Source organism: Haloferax massiliensis (assembly GCF_001368915.1).
Lineage (GTDB): Archaea > Halobacteriota > Halobacteria > Halobacteriales > Haloferacaceae > Haloferax > Haloferax massiliensis.
Map to the genome: position 1 here is coordinate 875,028 of NZ_CSTE01000002.1, position 17,429 is coordinate 892,456.

At 68.7% G+C, this 17,429-nt stretch carries 19 protein-coding genes and 2 pseudogenes; 12 read left to right on the forward strand and 9 right to left on the reverse strand.

The window, feature by feature from the left end:
• Window positions 1-114: 114 nt before the first annotated feature.
• The 4 genes from BN996_RS08475 to BN996_RS08490 form a co-directional block, all read right to left on the reverse strand.
• Window positions 115-831: a DUF7504 family protein gene (locus tag BN996_RS08475; RefSeq protein WP_089778229.1), complete on the reverse strand. Its 717-nt coding sequence runs from the start codon at window positions 829-831 to the stop codon at window positions 115-117.
• A 149-nt stretch (window positions 832-980) separates the two neighbouring features.
• A complete protein-coding gene (locus BN996_RS08480) occupies window positions 981-1,406 on the reverse strand; it encodes a universal stress protein (RefSeq protein ID WP_089778231.1) in 426 nt (141 codons plus the stop codon).
• A 95-nt stretch (window positions 1,407-1,501) separates the two neighbouring features.
• On the reverse strand, window positions 1,502-2,653 hold the full coding sequence (locus tag BN996_RS08485; protein ID WP_042663839.1) for a pyridoxal phosphate-dependent aminotransferase: 1,152 nt from the start codon (window positions 2,651-2,653) through the stop codon (window positions 1,502-1,504).
• Complete coding sequence (locus BN996_RS08490; protein ID WP_089778233.1) at window positions 2,650-3,135, reverse strand: Lrp/AsnC family transcriptional regulator; 486 nt, start codon at window positions 3,133-3,135, stop codon at window positions 2,650-2,652. Before BN996_RS08490 ends, BN996_RS08485 begins: the two co-directional genes overlap by 4 nt.
• A 136-nt stretch (window positions 3,136-3,271) precedes the next feature.
• On the opposite strand from BN996_RS08490, the gene BN996_RS08495 reads away from it, so the two are divergent.
• Both BN996_RS08495 and BN996_RS08500 read left to right on the forward strand, forming a co-directional pair.
• On the forward strand, window positions 3,272-3,901 hold the full coding sequence (locus BN996_RS08495) for a PH domain-containing protein (protein ID WP_089778235.1): 630 nt from the start codon (window positions 3,272-3,274) through the stop codon (window positions 3,899-3,901).
• On the forward strand, window positions 3,898-4,530 hold the full coding sequence (locus BN996_RS08500) for a PH domain-containing protein (protein ID WP_089778237.1): 633 nt from the start codon (window positions 3,898-3,900) through the stop codon (window positions 4,528-4,530). Before BN996_RS08495 ends, BN996_RS08500 begins: the two co-directional genes overlap by 4 nt.
• A 49-nt stretch (window positions 4,531-4,579) precedes the next feature.
• On the opposite strand, the gene arcD is transcribed toward BN996_RS08500, so the two are convergent.
• Entirely contained in the window at window positions 4,580-6,037 is a 1,458-nt protein-coding gene (arcD, locus tag BN996_RS08505; protein WP_089778239.1) for an arginine/ornithine antiporter ArcD, read from the reverse strand.
• Between the two features lie 230 nt (window positions 6,038-6,267).
• Here arcD and BN996_RS08510 point away from each other — a divergent pair.
• The 7 genes and pseudogenes from BN996_RS08510 to BN996_RS08540 form a co-directional block, all read left to right on the forward strand.
• Window positions 6,268-7,839 (forward strand): annotated as a pseudogene (locus BN996_RS08510) (vWA domain-containing protein); the annotation flags it as partial.
• 52 nt (window positions 7,840-7,891) lie between these two features.
• A complete protein-coding gene (locus BN996_RS08515) occupies window positions 7,892-10,213 on the forward strand; it encodes a vWA domain-containing protein (RefSeq protein ID WP_089778241.1) in 2,322 nt (773 codons plus the stop codon).
• Window positions 10,210-10,833, forward strand: a complete 624-nt coding sequence (locus BN996_RS08520; RefSeq protein WP_089778243.1) for a uroporphyrinogen-III C-methyltransferase — start codon at window positions 10,210-10,212, stop codon at window positions 10,831-10,833. The genes BN996_RS08515 and BN996_RS08520 overlap by 4 nt, the downstream gene beginning before the upstream one ends.
• A gap of 10 nt (window positions 10,834-10,843) precedes the next feature.
• A pseudogene (locus BN996_RS08525) lies at window positions 10,844-11,072 on the forward strand (DUF7502 family protein); the annotation flags it as partial.
• Window positions 11,065-12,081: an AAA family ATPase gene (locus BN996_RS08530; RefSeq protein ID WP_089778247.1), complete on the forward strand. Its 1,017-nt coding sequence runs from the start codon at window positions 11,065-11,067 to the stop codon at window positions 12,079-12,081. The pseudogene BN996_RS08525 and the gene BN996_RS08530, both read left to right, overlap by 8 nt.
• Before the next feature lie 7 nt (window positions 12,082-12,088).
• On the forward strand, window positions 12,089-12,979 hold the full coding sequence (locus BN996_RS08535; RefSeq protein ID WP_089778249.1) for a DUF58 domain-containing protein: 891 nt from the start codon (window positions 12,089-12,091) through the stop codon (window positions 12,977-12,979).
• A gap of 66 nt (window positions 12,980-13,045) precedes the next feature.
• The gene (locus BN996_RS08540) at window positions 13,046-14,284 is read left to right on the forward strand and encodes an MFS transporter (RefSeq protein ID WP_089778251.1); all 1,239 of its coding nucleotides are present in this window, start codon (window positions 13,046-13,048) and stop codon (window positions 14,282-14,284) included.
• Window positions 14,285-14,325: 41 nt separating this feature from the next.
• Here BN996_RS08540 and BN996_RS20090 read toward each other — a convergent pair whose 3' ends face one another.
• Window positions 14,326-14,478: a hypothetical protein gene (locus BN996_RS20090; protein ID WP_167344119.1), complete on the reverse strand. Its 153-nt coding sequence runs from the start codon at window positions 14,476-14,478 to the stop codon at window positions 14,326-14,328.
• Window positions 14,479-14,627: 149 nt separating this feature from the next.
• Here BN996_RS20090 and BN996_RS08545 point away from each other — a divergent pair, with 149 nt between their 5' ends.
• Window positions 14,628-15,074 (forward strand): ester cyclase, encoded by a 447-nt coding sequence (locus tag BN996_RS08545; RefSeq protein ID WP_089778252.1) that lies wholly within the window; start codon window positions 14,628-14,630, stop codon window positions 15,072-15,074.
• A gap of 37 nt (window positions 15,075-15,111) precedes the next feature.
• Here BN996_RS08545 and BN996_RS08550 read toward each other — a convergent pair whose 3' ends face one another.
• Window positions 15,112-15,309: a DUF7501 family protein gene (locus tag BN996_RS08550; protein WP_004063678.1), complete on the reverse strand. Its 198-nt coding sequence runs from the start codon at window positions 15,307-15,309 to the stop codon at window positions 15,112-15,114.
• Window positions 15,310-15,506: 197 nt separating this feature from the next.
• On the opposite strand from BN996_RS08550, the gene BN996_RS08555 reads away from it, so the two are divergent.
• Both BN996_RS08555 and BN996_RS08560 read left to right on the forward strand, forming a co-directional pair.
• Window positions 15,507-15,932: an EamA family transporter gene (locus BN996_RS08555; RefSeq protein ID WP_004968015.1), complete on the forward strand. Its 426-nt coding sequence runs from the start codon at window positions 15,507-15,509 to the stop codon at window positions 15,930-15,932.
• Window positions 15,933-16,014: 82 nt separating this feature from the next.
• Entirely contained in the window at window positions 16,015-16,578 is a 564-nt protein-coding gene (locus BN996_RS08560; RefSeq protein WP_089778254.1) for a thioredoxin family protein, read from the forward strand.
• 39 nt (window positions 16,579-16,617) lie between these two features.
• Here the strand turns inward: BN996_RS08560 and BN996_RS08565 are convergent, their stop codons facing one another.
• Window positions 16,618-17,046: an RNA-binding protein gene (locus tag BN996_RS08565; protein WP_004977322.1), complete on the reverse strand. Its 429-nt coding sequence runs from the start codon at window positions 17,044-17,046 to the stop codon at window positions 16,618-16,620.
• 35 nt (window positions 17,047-17,081) lie between these two features.
• Window positions 17,082-17,288, reverse strand: coding sequence for a DUF1918 domain-containing protein (locus BN996_RS08570; RefSeq protein ID WP_089778256.1), 207 nt, complete (start codon window positions 17,286-17,288; stop codon window positions 17,082-17,084).
• Window positions 17,289-17,429: the final 141 nt, after the last annotated feature.

Here is a 17,429-nt window from a genome sequence, read left to right on the forward strand (position 1 = left end):
GCGAAAAGCCGACTTCCAGCGTGGAAGACGCGTCAGCCCGCTCGCCCTGCCCGGGCGGTTCCATTGTGTCTATGTGACACGATTAAGGTGAAAAACGTACTGGTCGCGAGAAGTTCACGACTCCAACGGAAACCAGCCGGACGAGACGTCTTTCCGCCGGAGACACCACCGCTGGCGGGCCTCGGAACCCTCGACGTCGAGTTCGACGACGGCGTCGAACAGCGGTTCGAGCAGTCGGTTGACCTCGTCTTCGCGGTCACCGGGTGACCAGACGTGGACCATCCCGTCTCGCGCGCGAACGTGGGTGGTCATGACGTGGAGAAACCGAAACACGTGGTCTCGGTCGTACCGCGAGAGGAGCGACGGGAGACAGTCGAACGCGACGCGGAGTTCGGCCGGAGAGAGCCCGCCGGCGAGCGTGTCGAACTCGGTCACGTCGTTGGCGAGTTCCGCGCCGAGTCGGCCGAGGCCGCCGTCGATCCAGCGCTCGCAGGTGTCGTCCGCACTCGGCACGGCGGCGGCCGGCGACGGCGATGCCGCCGCGCTTCGTTCGAGCGTCGCGTACCGAACCACGCGCGTCCACTCCGCGGAGCGTTCGACGCCGGAATCGAGCCGGTCGTCGAGCGGCGTCGAACCGTTGAGAACCAGTAGACGACGCCGCGGCTCGTCGGGAGCGCCGAGCATCTGCTTGGACGCACGCGAGTAGAGTTCGGTCGGAACCGATCCAACGACGAGGAGCGCACTCCCCCGTCGCTTGAGGTCGTCCAGCCCGAGTTGGAACGTGGACGTGTCCTCCGTCACGGCGGTGTCCGTGTCACCTCCCGAAACCATTCGTATCGAACGACGAAACCACATTTAATAAGACTTTGCGTGTTGGTCCCCCGAGATGTGCCAACAGTGGTCGGCACCGATGACACACTCCGCCCGGCGGCGTCAACGGCCGTTCGAACGGCCGAGTCGCCGTGTCCGCTTCGCCCGGACTACTCGGTGGCACGGACCGTCAACACGGGGACCGGCGCGGTCCGAACCACGCGCTCCGTCACGCTCCCGAGGAGCACGCGTTCGACGCCCGTCCGCCCGTGGGTCGCCATCGCGATGACCGCCACGCCGTGTTCGGTCGCGTAGTCGAGGATGGCGCCGTGCGGCGCGCCCCGACGCACGGCCCCGACCGTCTCGATACCGCGGCTCTCGCCGCGTGCTGTGACCTCATCGACGACGCGTTTGCCCTCCTGTTCCAGCGTTTCGAGGACCGGCCCGCCGACGATACCCGCGTTGTCCCGCGTGGTGTTCACGACGAACAGCACGTGGACCGTCGCGTCGTACCGCTCGGCGAGGTCGAACACGTGCGGCGCCGCCTGTTCGGCCGTCGGACTCCCGTCGACGGGGAGCAGGATCTCGTCGTACATCGCTGAACGTACGCGCCCCAACCGTGTGAATGCTTCGCATACTTTGGTGCGGCGCTCGTTCGGGAAAAAGGGGGTGCGGGTGTCGTCCGGTCGGCTCAGTCGCTGACGTACGCTTCGATGCGGTCCATCGCCTCGCGGAGTTCGCGCATCCCCGTCGCGTAGGAGACGCGGAGGTGGCCCGCGCCGCCCTCGCCGAAGACGCTTCCGGGGACGAGCGCGACGTTCTGTTCTTCGAGGAGGCCCTCGGCGAACGCCTCGTCGTCGCCGTCGGGGGCCTCGGGGAAGACGTAGAACGCGCCCTTCGCCTCGAAGCAGTCGAGTCCCATCTCCTCGAAGCGGGCGAGGACGAACCGCCGGCGGCGGTCGTACTCGCGGCGCATCTCCTCGACGGAGTCGTCGCAGGACCGCAGGGCTTCGAGCGCCGCGTACTGCGCCGTCGTGGGCGCCGACAGCATCGCGTACTGGTGGACCTTGTTCATCGCGTCGATGGCTCCCGCCGGAGCCATGGCGTAGCCGAGGCGCAGGCCGGTCATCGCGTAGGCCTTCGAGAAGCCGTTGAACACGATGGTCCGCTCGCGCATCCCGGGCTGGGTGGCGATGGAGGCGTGGTCGTCCTCGTACCGGAGGTCCGAGTAGATTTCGTCGGAGAGCACGACGAGGTCGTGGTCCCTGACGAACGAGGCCACGTCGGCGAGTTCGTCGTCGGTCATCACCGCGCCGGTCGGGTTGTTCGGGTAGCAAAGCACCAACACGTCGGCCTCGTCGGCCCCGGCGGCTTCGAGCGCCTCGGGAGTGAGCTTGAACTCGTCTTCGGCGCGGGTCGGAACCGGTAGCGGCTCGCCACCGGCGAAGATGGCCCCCGGCGTGTACGAGATGTACGACGGCTGGGGAATCGCCACCACGTCGCCGGGGTCGACGAACGCCCGGAACGCGAGGTCGACGGCCTCGCTCGCGCCCGTCGTGACGATAATCTCGTCTTCGGGGTCGTACTCCTGCCCGTAGCGGGTGACGCGCTCCGAGATGGCCTCGCGGAGTTCGCGCATCCCGCGGTTCGACGTGTAGGAGGTCTTGCCGCGTTCGAGCGAGTCGATGGCGGCGGTCCGAGCGGCCCACGGCGCGGAGAAGTCGGGTTCGCCGACGCCGAGGGAGATGACGTCGTCGACCTCCTCGGCGAGCTCGAAGAACTTCCGAATCCCCGACGGCGGCACCTGTTCGACGCGGTCCGAGAGCTGGTCGCCGAGCGTCATGGCGACACAGACAGCCGGTCGTCGTCGTCGCCGTCGCCGAGTTCGATGCCCTCCTCCTTGTAGGAGTCCATCACGAAGTGCGTGACCGTCTTCGTGACCTCGGGGATGGGGGCGATGCGCTCGGAGACGAAGTTCGAGACGGCGTGCATCGACTCGCCTTCGACCTCGATGAAGAAGTCGTAGTCGCCGGAGACGAGTCTGAGCGTGGCGACCTCGGGGAACCGCGCGATGCGGCGGGCAATCTCCTCGTAGCCCGTCTCGCGGTCGAGTTCCACGTCGACTTCGACCTGCGCGCGAACGTGTTCCTCGTCGACGCTGTTCCAGTCGACGACCGCCTGATAGCCGCGGATGACCCCGTCGTCTTCGAGTTCTTCGAGCGCTGCTGCCACTGCTTCGGCGTCTGCGCCCAGCTGGCGGGCGATGTCATCTACGCTCTCGCGAGCGTCGTGACGCAGCAAGTCGAGCAGTGACTGCTTGTCCATGGAAACCCCGTTGCGGGCATCCGTAAAATGGTTTGCCCAACCGGGCGGAATTGTCGTGGTAAGTGGTACCGTCACTCACTGGCGGCGGCCTTAGTCGGCGGAACACTATTCCACCGCCGCCGGAAACGTGTCAGCCATGACCACCGAGTTCGATTGGCTCACCCTCGACGACGACGAAGAGGTGCTCTGGGCCGACACCCCGCATCCCTACAGCCTCGTGCCCTCCTTCATCGTCGGCGTCCCGCTCTCGCTCGTTCTCGTGGGTATTCCGCTCCTCGTCGGGTCGTACCTCTCGCACACGAACACGAACTACGTCGTCACCTCCGACGCGCTCTACCGGAAGTCGGGCGTCCTCTCCCGGAGCGTCCAGCGCATCGAGTTCGACAAGGTGCAGGACACCTCCTACAGCCAGACGTTCCTCGGCGCGCAGTTCGGCTACGGCTCCGTCAACATCAGCACCGCCGGCGGCAGCGGCATCGAGATGAGCTTCCAGAACGTCGCCGACCCGCAGTCGCTCCAGACGCTCGTCAACGAGCGAATCAAGCGCCGCTCCGGACCGGAGACCGACGCCGAGGGGAAGGCGGCCGTCCTCGACGACATCCTGACCGAACTCCGCGCGATTCGGCGGGCCGTCGAGGGTGAGGGGGAGGCGGCCGGGGGCGACGACGCGCCCGACGGGGACGGAACCGACTCCGACTCCGACGCCTCGTCCGACGCGCTCGAACCGAGCGACTTCGAGTTCGACGCGACGACCGACGAGCGATGACGGACGGCGATTCACGACCCGCGGACTCGCCGGACGACCCCGCCCCGACCGACTCGGCGGCCGACTCAGTGGCCGACTCGGAGACCGTCGCGGCCGTCGACGACTGGCTGGCCCGCGGCGACGACGAGACCGTCCGCTGGGCGGGTCGCCCGCGGATACAGACCGTCATCCCCGCCGCGGTCGTCGGAGCCGCGATCGCCGTCGTCTCGGCCGCCGTGGCCGTCGTGAACGACGTGCCGGCGCTCGCGCTCGTGGCCCTCGTCGGACCCCTCTTGCCCGCGTGGTCGTACCTCCGCGTCACCAACACGCGTTTCGTCGTCACCGACCGGGCGCTGTATCGGAAGACGGGCGTCCTCTCTCGGACGGTCCAGCGCGTCTCCCTCGACCGCGTCCAGAACAGCGCGCTCTCGCAGGGCGTCACCGGGTCGCTGTTCGGTTACGGGACAGTCGCGGTCGAGGCCGCGGGTGGCGGCGCTATCCGTTTCGACGACGTGAACGACCCCGGAACCGTCCGCGACCGAATCGAGGGACGCGACGACCGCGATAGCGACGAGATTCCTGGCACGGTCGAGCAGTGGGCCGCCGTCCGCGACGAGGTGCGTGCGCTCAGAGCGGCGGTAGAGCGGTAACGAAAAACCGAGATTTCGGTTCGGTATCGCGGCGCGGGTTCGCGTCGCGTCAGTCGTCGTCAGACGCGGCAGCGGCGGGGCCGGGTCGGGTCGTGCCGTTCCCCGAGAAGCCGACGCCCGCGAGGACGAAGGCGAACAGCACGAGCGGCGAGAGGTAGCCGAAGAAGTAGTACGGGACGTACTGGAGCGTCGAGACGCCGAGGACGCCCGCCATGTACGCGCCGCCGGCGTGCCACGGGAGAAGCGCGCCGGTCGGCGTCCCGGCGGACTCGATGGCCTGCGAGAGGTCCGAACTGTCGAGGCCGAACTCGTCGTAGGTGTCGCGGAGCGTCATGCCGGGGACGACGATGCTCATGTACTGCTGGGCGGTGAGCGCGTTGGTCACTATCGCCGAGAGGCCGGTCGAGGCGACGAGCAGGCGCGGGCTCCGAATCCCGCGCTGGAGGCGGTGGGCGAGGACCGCGAGCACGCCGGTCTGTTCGAGCAGGCCGCCGAGCGTCAGCGCCGCGACGACGACGGCGATAGTCCACGCGGAGCCGGAGACGCCGCCCGAGGCGAGCAGGCTGTTGACGAGTTCGGAGCCGGTCTCCGGCCCGGTGCCGCTCATGAACGTCTGCCACGCCGCGACGAACGACGCGCCCTGCACGAGGACGCTCGTGAACGCGCCGGCGAACGCGCCGGCGAGGAGGACGGTCAGCGCGGGGTAGCCCGCCGCGGCGAGGCCGAAGGTGACCGCCAGCGGCAGGAACGCGAGGAGCGTGATGTCGTACGAGGAGGCGAGCGCGGTCTGAATATCGGCGATTTGGCCGGCCGGAATCGTCCCGGTGATGCCGAGGCTGAGGACGACGAAGCCGACGAGCGAGAGGCCGAACGCGACGGCCGTTCCGTTTCGCATCGCGCGGATGTGGTCGTAGAGGTCGGTGTTCGTGACGGCGGCCGCGAGGTTCGTCGTGTCCGAGAGCGGGGACTGCTTGTCGCCCGCGTACGCGCCGGTGAGAATCGCGCCGGCCGTCATCGGTTCGGGGACGCCGAGCCCCGAGCCGATGCCGATGAAGGCGACGCCGAGGGTTCCGACCGCGGTCCACGACGAGCCGATGGCGAAGGTGGCGATACCGACGAGAAGCGCCGTCGCGGGCAGGAACACCTGCGGCGACAGCAGGTCGAGACCGTAGTACATCAGCGTCGGAATCGTCCCCGCGGCGACCCACGTCGAGACGACGCCGTAGATGGTAAACAGGATGAGAATCGCCTGTAGCCCCATCGACAGACTGCGTTCGATGCCCTCGTAGAGGTCCTCCCAGGTGTAGCCCCAGACGAACCGGCCGAGGAGGCCGACCAGCGCGATACTCCAGACGAGCGGGATGTGCGGGTCGAGTCCCAGCCACGCCGACCCGAGACCGAGGAAGGCGACGAGTCCGACCACCGGAACGAGCGCCTGTTTGAGCGTCGGGCGCTGCTCCGGGGCGATGTCGTCGTACGACCGCGGTGTGTACCTATCAGTTCCCATCGTAGTTCGATAAATAACCTTAGAGCATAAAATTGTGTCGTGTTATAATTCAAGTGCATTGTTATGCAATGACGTACTTTCAATTGACAGTCTAATGCACCGCGGTTATTCAATCGGCGAATCGGCCCGCGCGAGCGCCCCCGACGTTCACGTATTCCGACAGGTCGATATTCCGGAACGTGTCAACGAATAGGGAAACAGCCATACCGGAGGCGCGCCACGGGTCGGGCATGGCCCTCGACGAGTTCTTCTTGTTTCCCCTCGGGTTGGTCGCCCTCCTCGGTGCGGTCCCGCTCGTCATCCTCTATCTGTTGCGGCCGGAGCCGGTCCGGCGCACCCTCCCGACCTTCCGGTTCCTCGCGGACGCGGCGGGGCGAAGCGCCTCGAACCCCATCTTCGACCGCCTGCTTCGGAGCCTGCTTCTCCTCATCCAACTGCTCGCGCTCGTCGCGCTCGTCGGGTCGCTGGCGACGCCCTACGTGTTGGTCCCCGAGTCGGAGACGGTCCAAGAGACCGTCCTCGTCGTGGACACGAGCGCGAGCATGGGCGTCCGCGACGGCGGCGGGACGCGATTCGACAGCGCCCTCGCCGCGGCGCGAGACGAGGTCTCCGGCACGACCTCGGTCGTCGCGGCGGGGGCGAACGCGGACGTGGTGCTCCGCCGGGGGAGCGCGACCGACGCCCGAGCCGCCCTCGACGGCCTGCAGGCGAGCGCGGCCCCCGGCGACCTCCGCTCGGCGATCACCGCCGCCGCCTCCGTCGCCGGCGAGGACGCCCGCGTCGTCGTCCTGAGCGACTTCGCCGACGACTCGCCGTGGAGCGACGCGGTCCGCGAGGCCCGCGCCCGCGGGCTCGTGGTCGAACTGCAACAGTTCGCGGGCGGCGGGCAGGGCAACGTCGGCATCGTCGACCGGCGCTTCTCCGGCCCGAACGTCACCGTGACGGTGAAGAACTACGGCGAGTCGGCCGTCACGCGGACGCTCTCGCTCGCCGGGACCACCCGCGAGGTCCGGCTGGACCCCGACGACGTGGCGACCGCGACGCTCCCGGTCCCCGCGGGCGGCGGCCGGGTCGCGCTCTCGCCGGGCGACGCCTTCCCGACCGACGACGCGCTGTTCGTCGCGGCCCCCGAGGACGCGTCGGTGGACGTGCTCGTCCTCACGAACGACGAGAACCGCTACCTGACGGCCGCGCTGTCGGTCATCCCCGAGGTGTCTCTGACCGTGGACAACCCGCCGACGGCCGTCTCGACGGACTACGACGTGGTCATCTACAGCAACGTCAACCCCGGTCGCCTGCTCGCGGGCAACGTCGAGGCCGGCCGGGAGATCGTCGCCGACGGCGGCGGCGTGGCGATTCAGGCCCAAGAGGAGTCGCCGAACTACGGCGACCTGCGCCTCGTCTCGCAGGGGCCCATCGAGACGAACCCGACGGTCGGGACCGTCGAGAGCCACCCGATAACCCGCGACATCACCTTCCCGCCGCCGACCGAGTACGTCGCGGGCGACCTCCGGGCGGGCCAGTCGCTCGTGAACACGACCGGCGGAACCTCGCTCGTCGCCGTCGAGCGCCGCGGGGCCGGTCGCGTCCTCTACTACGGCTTCATGGAGGACAGTTCGGCGTTCAAGTACAACTACCAGTACCCCGTGTTCTGGAAGCGCTCGGTGTTCTACCTCGCCGGGCGCTCGACGCTTTCCGAACTGAACCGCGAGACGGGCGGGTCGCTCGCGGCGGGCGCGAACCAGACCGTCGGGACGCCCGCCGGCGAGGCGACCGGCCCGGAGGTCCGCCTCGACGACGCCCCTCGCGTGGACCGTCGAGGCCGCCGGGCGGACGCTCGGCCTCCAGCGCCCGCTGTTCCTCGTCGCGCTCCCGGTGGCCGCGCTCCTCGCGTGGGCGCTCATCTTCCGCGGGGCCGACGGGACCGCCGGCGGGCGCTCCCGGCGGCTCCTGTTCGCGTCCCGGCTCCTCGTCGTCCTGTGCTTGGTCGTCGCGGCCGCGGGGCCGTACACCGTCACGACGCGGCAGACCGACGGCGACCCGCAGGTGACGCTCCTCGTCGACGACTCCGACAGCGCGGCGGTCACCGAGGACGTGGCGTCGCAGCTCGCGGCGGACATCGAGGACGAGGGCGTCCCCGTCACGACCTCGACGGTCGCCCGCGGCGACGAGTCGCCCATCGGGGACGCCGTCGCGGCCAACCTCAGACCGGACGGGACGGTTGTCCTCGTCTCCGACGGACAGGTCACTTCGGGGCGGAGCCTCGCGTCCGCGACGACGCTCGCCCGCGACCTCAACGCGACGGTGAGCGCGGTCGGCGTCGAACCGACCGAGACCGAACAGTACGTCACCGTCAGCGGCCCGTCGAAGACCAGCGTCGGCGTCGAGAACGCGTTCCTCGCGCAGGTCGACGGGGTCGTCCCCGACGACGTCGAGACCGCGACCGTCGAACTCGCCGTGGAAATCGACGGCGAGGAGGTCGCCCGCGAGACGGTCAACACCACCGACGGCATCGAGTTCTCGCGGACGTTCGAGACCACCGGCACCCACCGCGTCACCGCCCGCATCGACAGCGACGACCGCTTCGAGACGAACGACGTGTTCCGCAAGACGGTCCGCGTGGTCGAGCCGCCGCGGGTGCTGTACGTCTCCCGCGGCGACTATCCGTTCCGCGGCTACCTCTCGCAGCTGTACGACGTGGAGACCGCCGAGGCCGTCCCCGCGGACCTCTCGTCGTACCACGCCGTCGTCCTACAGGACGTGCGCGCCGAGGACGTGGGCAACACCGAGTCGCTCCAGCGGTTCGTCATCGACGGCGGGGGCCTGTTGACCGTCGGCGGGCGCAACTCGTTCGAAAACGGCGGCTACGACGGGTCGAGCCTCGCGTCGATGCTCCCGGTCACGACCGGCGAGGGCGCGTCCCAACAGACGAACCTCGTCTTCGCCATCGACGTCTCCGGCAGCGCGGAAAGCGGCATGCGCGTCCAGAAGTCGGTCGCGCTCGACGCGCTCGACCAGCTCGGCGACGAGAACCGGGTCGGCATCGTCGGCTTCAACTACCGCGCCTACGACGTCGCGCCGCTCCGCCCGCTCGGGCCGAACCGCGAGTCGACCGCCGACCTCATCCGCCGCCTCCAGTCCGGCGGCGCGACCGACATCGCGGTCGGTCTCGACGGCGCGGCCCAGCAGCTCGGCGACAGGCGCGGGACGATTATCCTCATCAGCGACGGTCACGACCGGTTCCAAGACGCCGCGACGCTCGCGGACCAACTCGGCCGCGACGGAGTCAGCGTCATCACCATCGGAACCGGGCCGAGCCCGAACGAACGGACGCTCCGGGCCATCGCGCGGGCGTCCGGCGGGAACTACCTCAGGGCCGACGAGACCGACCGGCTCCGCATCCTCTTCGGCGGGTCGAACCGCCAGTACGCGGGCGACGGCCTCACGGTCGTCGACCAGAACGACTTCGTCACCGCCGGGGTGGAACTGACCGCCAACCCCGGCAGCGTCAACGACGTGTCGGTCAGGAGCGGCGCGAACTTCCTCGTCGCGGCCGACGACGGCACGCCCGCGGTCGCCTCGTGGCGCTACGGCCTCGGCCGCGTCGCCACCGTCACCGCCTACGCGGGCGACGGCACGCTCGACGGCCTGCTCCAGCGCCCCGACTCGCTCCTGCTCACGAAGACCACGAACTACGTCATCGGCGACCCCGAGCGGAAGGCGTCCGGCGTCGCCGAGGCGTCGGACACCCGGGTCGGCGAGCCGACGACCGTCGTCTACCGCGGCGGCGAGCGCCCGCGGGGCGTCGAGGAACTGTCCTTCTCGGCGGTCGATACCGGCGTCTACGAGGCGACCGTCGTCCCCACCGAGACGGGCTACCGAGACGTGCTCGACACCGCCTTCGCGGTGAACTACCCCGTCGAGTACGCCGGGTTCGGCCGGTCGGCCGCGCTCGAAGCCGCCGTCTCCGACAGCGGCGGGACGATGTACGGCCCCAACGACGCGGCCGAAATCGCCGCGTCCGCCCGCGACAACGCCGCCGGCGTCCAACCCGTGCGCGACGACTGGGCGGCCGCGTTCGTCGCCGCCGCGTTCCTCCTCTACCTCGCGGAGGTGCTCGTCCGGCGTCTTCAAGTGTATCGGGGTCGAACGCAAAGTGAAGGTGGTCTGATATGAGCGCCCTTGGTCGGTCCCTCAACGTCGGTCTCGTCGTCATCGTCGTCCTCCTCACCGCCGGAACCGTCGGCGCGACGATGTTCTACCAGTACTCGGTCGACTCGCTCGACGAGCAAAACGAGCAGTTGCGCGAGCGAAACGCGGCGCTCGAAGAGGACCTTTCGCAAACCCGACAGAACCTGTCGGCGACGCGGACGGAGCTACGGGAGCTGAACGACAGCCTCGAACGCACCCGCGGCGACGTCTCGCAGGTCTCCGACAGCCTCGAAGACACGGAGTCGCAGCTGTCGTCGACGCAGGGCGAACTGTCGTCGACGCGGGGCGAGCTTCAGGAGACGGAAAACAGCCTCGAAGACGCCCGGAGCCGAATCAGCGACCTCACGGCGACGCTCGACGACCTCGAAGAACAGCGCAACCGCCTCGAAAACCAGATAGACGACCTCGAAACGGACAACGAGGAGCTCGAAGCGACGAACGACCGACTGGAGGACCGCATCGGGTCGCTTCGGTCCGACGTCTCCCGCCTCGAAGACCGGGTCAGCGAACTCGAAGCGGAACTCCAGCAGGCCTGTTCCGGCTACCAAGCGGGCAACGAACCGGCGGTGTGTAGCGATGTCTGAAACGACCCCCGACGACGCCGACGTCGACGCCGATGTCGATGACGCCGACGCCGCCGCCAACGAGGCGGGTTCGCCCGACGACGCGGGACCCGCTCGCCGCGGCCTACGACTCGACCGGCTACGGCGGCGACGGCGCCGTCGAGAGCCAGCGCGCCGGCTACCTCGCCGACGACACGCTCGAAGAGGCCGACCTGATTCGCGACTACAGCTTAGAGATACGAGAGAACGAAGATGAGTGACAACCCAGACCGGCCCGGAGACGACGGACAGCAGACCGCAGTTGACGGCGAGGCCGCGGTCCCGACAGACGACGACCTCAGCATCGAGGAGCTCCAAGCGAGCGTCGGCGCGGTCAGAGACGAAGTCGGAAAGCGCATCATCGGCCAGCACGACGTGGTCGAGCGACTCCTCGTCTGCGTCCTCTGCGACGGCAACGCGCTCCTCGAATCGAACCCCGGACTGGGGAAGACGACGCTCGTGCGCGCCCTCTCGGACGCGACGGACCTGGGGTTCTCGCGCGTGCAGAACACGCCCGACCTGATGCCCTCGGACATCACCGGCACCGAAATCATCCGCGAGACGCCGGAGGGCCGGGACTTCGTGTTCGAGCGCGGCCCCATCTTCGCCAACGTCGTCCTCGCCGACGAGATAAACCGGGCGACGCCGAAGACGCAGGCCGCGCTCCTCGAAGCCATGCAGGAAAAGCAGGTGACCGCCGCGGGCGAGACCTACGAGCTTCCGGACCCGTTTTTCGTCCTCGCCACGCAGAACCCCATCGACCAGGGCGGAACCTACCCGCTCCCGGAGGCGCAGACCGACCGCTTCCTGATGAAGATTCTCGTCGGCTACCCCGAGTTCGACGAGGAGCGGACCATCGTCAAGCAGTACGCCGAGGGCGCGGCGTCGCCCGAGGTCGAGCGCGTCCTGCCGCGGACGCACCTGCTCGCGGCCCAGCGGTTGGTCCGGCAGGTTCCCATCTCCGACGACATCCGCGACCGGACCATCGAACTGGTCCGCCGGACCCGCGAGGACGAGCAGGTCGAGTTCGGCGCGAGCCCCCGCGCGAGCATGGCGCTCGTCCTCGCCGCGAAGGCGCGGGCGTTCGTCCACGGGCGCACCCACGTCTCGTGGGAGGACGTCGTCGAGATGGCCCCGCCGGTCATCAGACACCGCGTCATCCTCGACTTCCGGGCGGAGCGCGAGGGGCTGTCGCCCGACGACGTGATTCAACGGCTGTTGAACGAGTGACCGACGGATGATAGACCCCGGCTTCCTCGACGAACTCGACCGCTTCGACACCTCGCTGAAGCGCGTCTCGAACGCCCGACGGCAGGGCGAACAGGAGTCGCCGGACGTGGGCGAGGGGCTCACGTTCAGCGACCACCGCCGGTACGCCGCCGGCGACGACCCGCGGCTCATCGACTGGAAGGTGTACGCCCGGACCGAGGAGCTGTTCATAAAGCGGTTCGAGGCCGAGCGGAACCTGACGGTCCACGTCCTCCTCGACGCCTCGGCGTCGATGGACTTCGGCGAGGCCGACGCGAACAAGTTCGAGTACGGCGCGAAGCTCGGTCTCGGCTTCTGCCACCTGACGGCCGAGGAGAACAACGACTTCCGGTTTTCGCTCCTCGGCGATTTGCCCGACCGCATCGACACCGACGCGTCGAGCCGCGGCGAGGTGCTCCGGCTCGTCGAGCACCTCAACGAGACGACGCCCGGCGGCGACGGCGACATCACGGCGGCGCTCTCGACCTACGCCGAGAGCATCCACTCGCGGTCGCTCGTGGTCGTCGTGAGCGACCTGCTTTTCGACCCCGACGACGTGGCCGCCGGCCTCGCAGCGCTCGCGCGGAACGACGTGCTCGTCGCGCAGGTGCTCACCTCCGAGGAACTCGGCCCCGAGGCGACGGGCGACGCCATCTTCGAGGACCCCGAGTCCGAGGCGACCCGCCGGACCTACTTCGGCGGGTCGGCGGCCCGACAGTACACCGACCGACTCCAATCGCATCTCGCGGCGGTCGACGAGCGGTGTCAGGCGCTCGGCATCGAGCGCGAACTCGTCGACACCGGCGCGGACTTCTTCGACACGTTCGCCGACCTCTGGCTCGGCGCGCGGCTCGGCGGCGAGCGGCGCGGTGGCGGCTGACCGGCGTCTCGGACCAACGTCGCCGCGGACCGCGGGCTTTTCACGAATCACCCCCCATTGACCGGTGTGACGGAGACACAGGAGCGCCGCGTGGTCGGCCTCGTCGCCGGCTCGCACGTCGTCAACCACGCGTATCTGGTCGCGCTCGCGCCCGTTATCGGCCTCGTCGCCGACGACTTCGGCGTGAGTATCGCCGCCGTCGGCCTCGCCATCGGCGTCCAAGGCGGCGTCGTGACGCTCCTGCAACTCCCCTTCGGCTACCTCTCGGACGCGCGGAGTCGGACGCTCGTCCTCGCAATCTCGCTCGTCGCCGGCGCGGCGGGCATCGTCGCCACCGCGCTCGCGCCCTCGTATTCGTGGCTCCTCGCCTCGCAGGCGCTTCTCGGCGTCGGCATCGCGGGCCACCACCCCGCCCACTACCCGCTTTTGGCGACCGCCTCCTCGGAGACGAACCGCGGGCGGGCGTACTCGCTGCACGCCCTCGGCGGGTCGCTGGGCTTCGCCGTCTCGTACGCCATCGCCGCCGGCGTCGGCGCGCTCGGCCTCGGCTGGCGCTGGACCGTCGCGGGAATCGCCGTCTTCGGCGCGGCGTTCGCGCTCGTCGCGCTCCCGGTCGCCCGCGGCTTCCCCGAGCGAATCCGGAAGCCGGCGGCGGAGGACCGCCCGTCGTCGCGCCCCACGCTCGCGGGGATTCGGCGGGGCGCGTCGGAACTCCTCTCGTCGTCGGGGCTGCTGGGCCTCACGGTCCTCTCGTTTCTCACCTCGGCGGCCGCGTGGTGCATCCGGACGTACGCGCCGCAGCTGCTCACCGCCGGCTACGGCCTCGCGCCGGGGACGGCGAACCTCCTCGTCTCGGCGATGCTCGTCGTCGGCGCGGGGACGATTCTCGTCGGCGGCGCGCTCACCGACCGGGTCGGCCCCGGCACCGTCGCCCTCGGCGGCTACGCCGCGCTCGCGGGGCTGGCGACGCTCCTTGCGAGCGGGTCGCTCCCGCTCGCGCTCGTCGTGTTGATTCTCCCGCTGAGCGGAACCATCAGCGTCTCTCGCCCCGCGCGCTCGACGCTCGCCGACCGCCTCTCCGAGCGCGCCGACCTCGGGAAGAACTTCGCCGTCGTCACCGTCGGCATCTCGCTCGGCGGGGCCGTCGCGCCCCCGGCGTTCGGGGCGCTCATCGAACTCGCGGGCGTCCGCGTCACCTTCGGCGTCGTCGCCGTCCTCGGCCTGCTCTCGGTCGGGCTGACGCGGTGGCTCCTCGGGCGAGTCGACGGGTCGGCGCGGCGGCCGCAGACGGCCCCGAGCGACTGACGGCGGCGCGTTCGTGCTCGGTTACTCGCCGCTCCTCGCGTTCAGTACTCGTCTTCTCGACCCACGAGCACCCCGAGCGCGATGCCGACGGCCGCGCCGAACCCGGCACCGAACGGCCCCAGAAACGCGAACCCCGCGCCGCCGAAGACGAGCGCCGGAACGAACACCGCAATCGGCGAGACAGCAGCGGACATACCCCACGATTCCGTCCCCACGGTGATAGTTCCGTTGACACTTCGCGGTCGCGAGAGACTGAATCCCGATTCCCTTCTCCGGCGACGTTCGTGATGCCAAGAACCCATAACTAAGCCGCTGTCGGCCGTCTCTCCGAACGGTGGTGGAAATGGCAGCAACATCCGAGAGAGAACAACAGCACCGAGACTCGTTCATGCGCGTGGCGGACGAACTGTGGAACAAACGCGAGTACGAGGTCATTGGAGAGGAGTACGACCCGCTGGTCGAGGTCCACGCGTTTTCCGACCCGGAGGGAATCATCGGGACCGACGCGGTCGAGGAGTGGGCGCGGCGGTACCACGACGCCTTCTCCGACTTCCACGTCGAACTGTTCGACGTGACGGCGCGGGATGACAGCGTCTACGGCCGGTATCGACTGACCGGCACCCACGACGGGACGCTCCGGAGCGCCCGCGGCGACATCCCGGCGACCCACCGGAAACTCGATACGTGGGGTATCGTGCAGGCGCGCTACGAGGGCGGCCTGTGCGTCGAAGAGTGGAACAGCACCGACATCATGTCGATGCTGTCGCAACTCGGCGTCGCTCCCGAGTGAACCGACCGCACCGCGAAAAACAACCGTTTTTGGCCGCCTATCCGGACCATTCGCCGCGAACGTCGTCGGCGACCGCATCGCGCCACATGCCGAACCCCTGTTGACAGATGGGGCTCTCTTCGAGGTGGTCCATGAACCCCTCCCCTTCGCTCTCCAGTTCGTCGAGACAGAACGGACACCGAGTCGGGTCGTCCCACGTGTGCGCGATGACCGAGGGTTGTACTTCCTGGGACATACACACCATTACGAGGCAATACTTGATAAAAATTTGGCTGATGGCCGAATGGGTTGTCGTTTGTCTATATATGGTATTGGTATGTACCTGATTCTAAATATGGTTTCACTGGCCCGTCTCCGTGTTATCACGGCTCGTTCACGCCGACTCGGCGCTGAATCGTAACCCTATACACGACTCGGGGCCGCGTTCTATCCGTGAACTACATCTCGTGGGCGGTCGTCGCGCTCGGGGCCTACTCGCTCGTCGCACCGCTGATGAAAGTGGCGACGACCGGACAGGACAAAATCCCGAGCGACGTGGCCGCGTTGGTCGCCAACGGCGTCCTCGTCGTGGCGACGGCCGGGGTCATCGTCGTCTCCGGCCAGCGCGTCACAGACTCGGTCGTCAGCCCGAACCTCCCCTACGTCCTCGCCGCCGGTGTCTGCCTCGCGGTCGGCATCCTCGCGTACTACCGGGCGCTCGCGCTCGGTCCCGTCTCCGTGGTCGCCCCAATCTTCGGGATGTTCCTCGCGGTCTCGTCGGTCGTCGGCATCGTCGCGCTCGGCGAGCCGCTGACGGTTCGCAAGGTCGCCGGCATCGGCTTCGCGGTCCTCGCAATCGCCCTCGTCTCCCTCGACTGAGCGGGCGTCCCGGGGCCGCCGACGCCGACGCGGGACTGCCGCGGGCCAACCGCTTTTCATGCTCGCGGGCCAACGTGGCGGCATGGTACTCCTGGAATCCGACTCCGAGCTCGAACGCGGCGACGCCGCGCCCGACTTCGAACTCCCCGGCACCGACGGAGAGACGTACTCCCTCTCGTCGTTCGCCGACTACGACGCCCTCCTCCTCGTCTTCACGTGTAACCACTGTCCGTACGCGAAGGCGAAGTTCGAGGAACTGAACCACCTCGCCAGCGCCTACGACGACCTCGCTGTCGTCGGCATCAACCCCAACGACGCCGAGGACCGCCCCGAGGACTCCTTCGAGCGGATGCAGGAACTCGTCGAGGACGGCACGATTGGGTACACCGCGTATCTCCGCGACGAGTCACAGGCGGTCGCCGCCGAGTACGGCGCGGTCTGCACACCCGACCCGTTCCTCTTCGAGAACACCGGCGACGACTTCGAACTCGCGTTCCACTCCCGCATCGACGACGCGATGAGCCCCGACGACGAGGTGACCGACTACGAGATGCGCACGGCCGTCGAGGCGCTTCTCGCCGGCGACGACATCCCCGTCGAGGAGTACCCCTCGCAGGGCTGTTCCATCAAGTGGAAAGACGCGTAGAATAGTTCACCGCGGGAATTCGACCGACTTCGGACGACCCTACTCGTCGCCGAGGAGGGCTTCGCGGGCGTTCTCCACCGCGGCTTCCTTCTTCGCCGGGTAGGCCTCGACTTTCGCGCGGAGCGTGAGGCCGCCGCCGCGGCGGGCCTCGCCCTTGAACGCGGCCTGTTTGTCCAACCGCAGGAAGAACTCCGTGTTGTCCGTGACGCGCTGGTCGAGTTCGTCGAGGAGCGTCTCGAAGTCGGGGAGGTCGCGAATCTTGGCGAGGACGTGCCGCACGTCGTTCGCGCGCTCGACGCGCGCGGAGAAGACGATGATGCGGTCGCCGTGGTGGCCGGTGCTCTCGACGCGGTCGACGTCGAACTCGTCGGGGAGGAACGTCCGAAGCGCCTCCTCGACCCGTTTTTCGTCTTCCGTCTCGTAGCAGAACGTCCGGAGGTCGATGTAGTGGAACGGAACGCGTGGCATAGTGGGTCTGAGAGGCGTCGGTCGGTGTCGGTCGCTTACTCTTCGTCGGCTTCGTCGTCGTCGCCGTCGGCGGCTTCGAGCTGGTCCTGCGCGATGCCGACCTCCTGACCCTCGTCGAAGCTGATGGTGTAGGTCGGCTCGCCGAACATGCTCTCGATGACCTGCGTGACCGTGCCGGTCTCGCCGTCGAACTCGCTGTGCTTGTCGTGCAGAACGACCTTGTCGTCTTTCTCGAAGCTCATACGCACAGGTTCCGCGCCACCGGATAAAAGGGCGATGATTGGCAGCGAAGTCGCCGCTTCCCCCGCGGACGGCGCGTGTCGAAGCCGATTTGTGGAGCCGCGCCGAACCGTGGGGTATGCCGAGTCGCCCGCTCGCACATC

Coding starts and splice junctions, on each gene's coding strand:
- BN996_RS08475 (WP_089778229.1), bottom strand. CDS start 831: ATGGTTTCGGGAGGTGACACGGACACCGCCGTGACGGAGGACACGTCC.
- BN996_RS08480 (WP_089778231.1), bottom strand. CDS start 1,406: ATGTACGACGAGATCCTGCTCCCCGTCGACGGGAGTCCGACGGCCGAA.
- BN996_RS08485 (WP_042663839.1), bottom strand. CDS start 2,653: ATGACGCTCGGCGACCAGCTCTCGGACCGCGTCGAACAGGTGCCGCCG.
- BN996_RS08490 (WP_089778233.1), bottom strand. CDS start 3,135: ATGGACAAGCAGTCACTGCTCGACTTGCTGCGTCACGACGCTCGCGAG.
- BN996_RS08495 (WP_089778235.1), top strand. CDS start 3,272: ATGACCACCGAGTTCGATTGGCTCACCCTCGACGACGACGAAGAGGTG.
- BN996_RS08500 (WP_089778237.1), top strand. CDS start 3,898: ATGACGGACGGCGATTCACGACCCGCGGACTCGCCGGACGACCCCGCC.
- arcD (WP_089778239.1), bottom strand. CDS start 6,037: ATGGGAACTGATAGGTACACACCGCGGTCGTACGACGACATCGCCCCG.
- BN996_RS08520 (WP_089778243.1), top strand. CDS start 10,210: ATGAGCGCCCTTGGTCGGTCCCTCAACGTCGGTCTCGTCGTCATCGTC.
- BN996_RS08530 (WP_089778247.1), top strand. CDS start 11,065: ATGAGTGACAACCCAGACCGGCCCGGAGACGACGGACAGCAGACCGCA.
- BN996_RS08535 (WP_089778249.1), top strand. CDS start 12,089: ATGATAGACCCCGGCTTCCTCGACGAACTCGACCGCTTCGACACCTCG.
- BN996_RS20090 (WP_167344119.1), bottom strand. CDS start 14,478: ATGTCCGCTGCTGTCTCGCCGATTGCGGTGTTCGTTCCGGCGCTCGTC.
- BN996_RS08545 (WP_089778252.1), top strand. CDS start 14,628: ATGGCAGCAACATCCGAGAGAGAACAACAGCACCGAGACTCGTTCATG.
- BN996_RS08550 (WP_004063678.1), bottom strand. CDS start 15,309: ATGTCCCAGGAAGTACAACCCTCGGTCATCGCGCACACGTGGGACGAC.
- BN996_RS08560 (WP_089778254.1), top strand. CDS start 16,015: ATGGTACTCCTGGAATCCGACTCCGAGCTCGAACGCGGCGACGCCGCG.
- BN996_RS08565 (WP_004977322.1), bottom strand. CDS start 17,046: ATGCCACGCGTTCCGTTCCACTACATCGACCTCCGGACGTTCTGCTAC.
- BN996_RS08570 (WP_089778256.1), bottom strand. CDS start 17,288: ATGAGCTTCGAGAAAGACGACAAGGTCGTTCTGCACGACAAGCACAGC.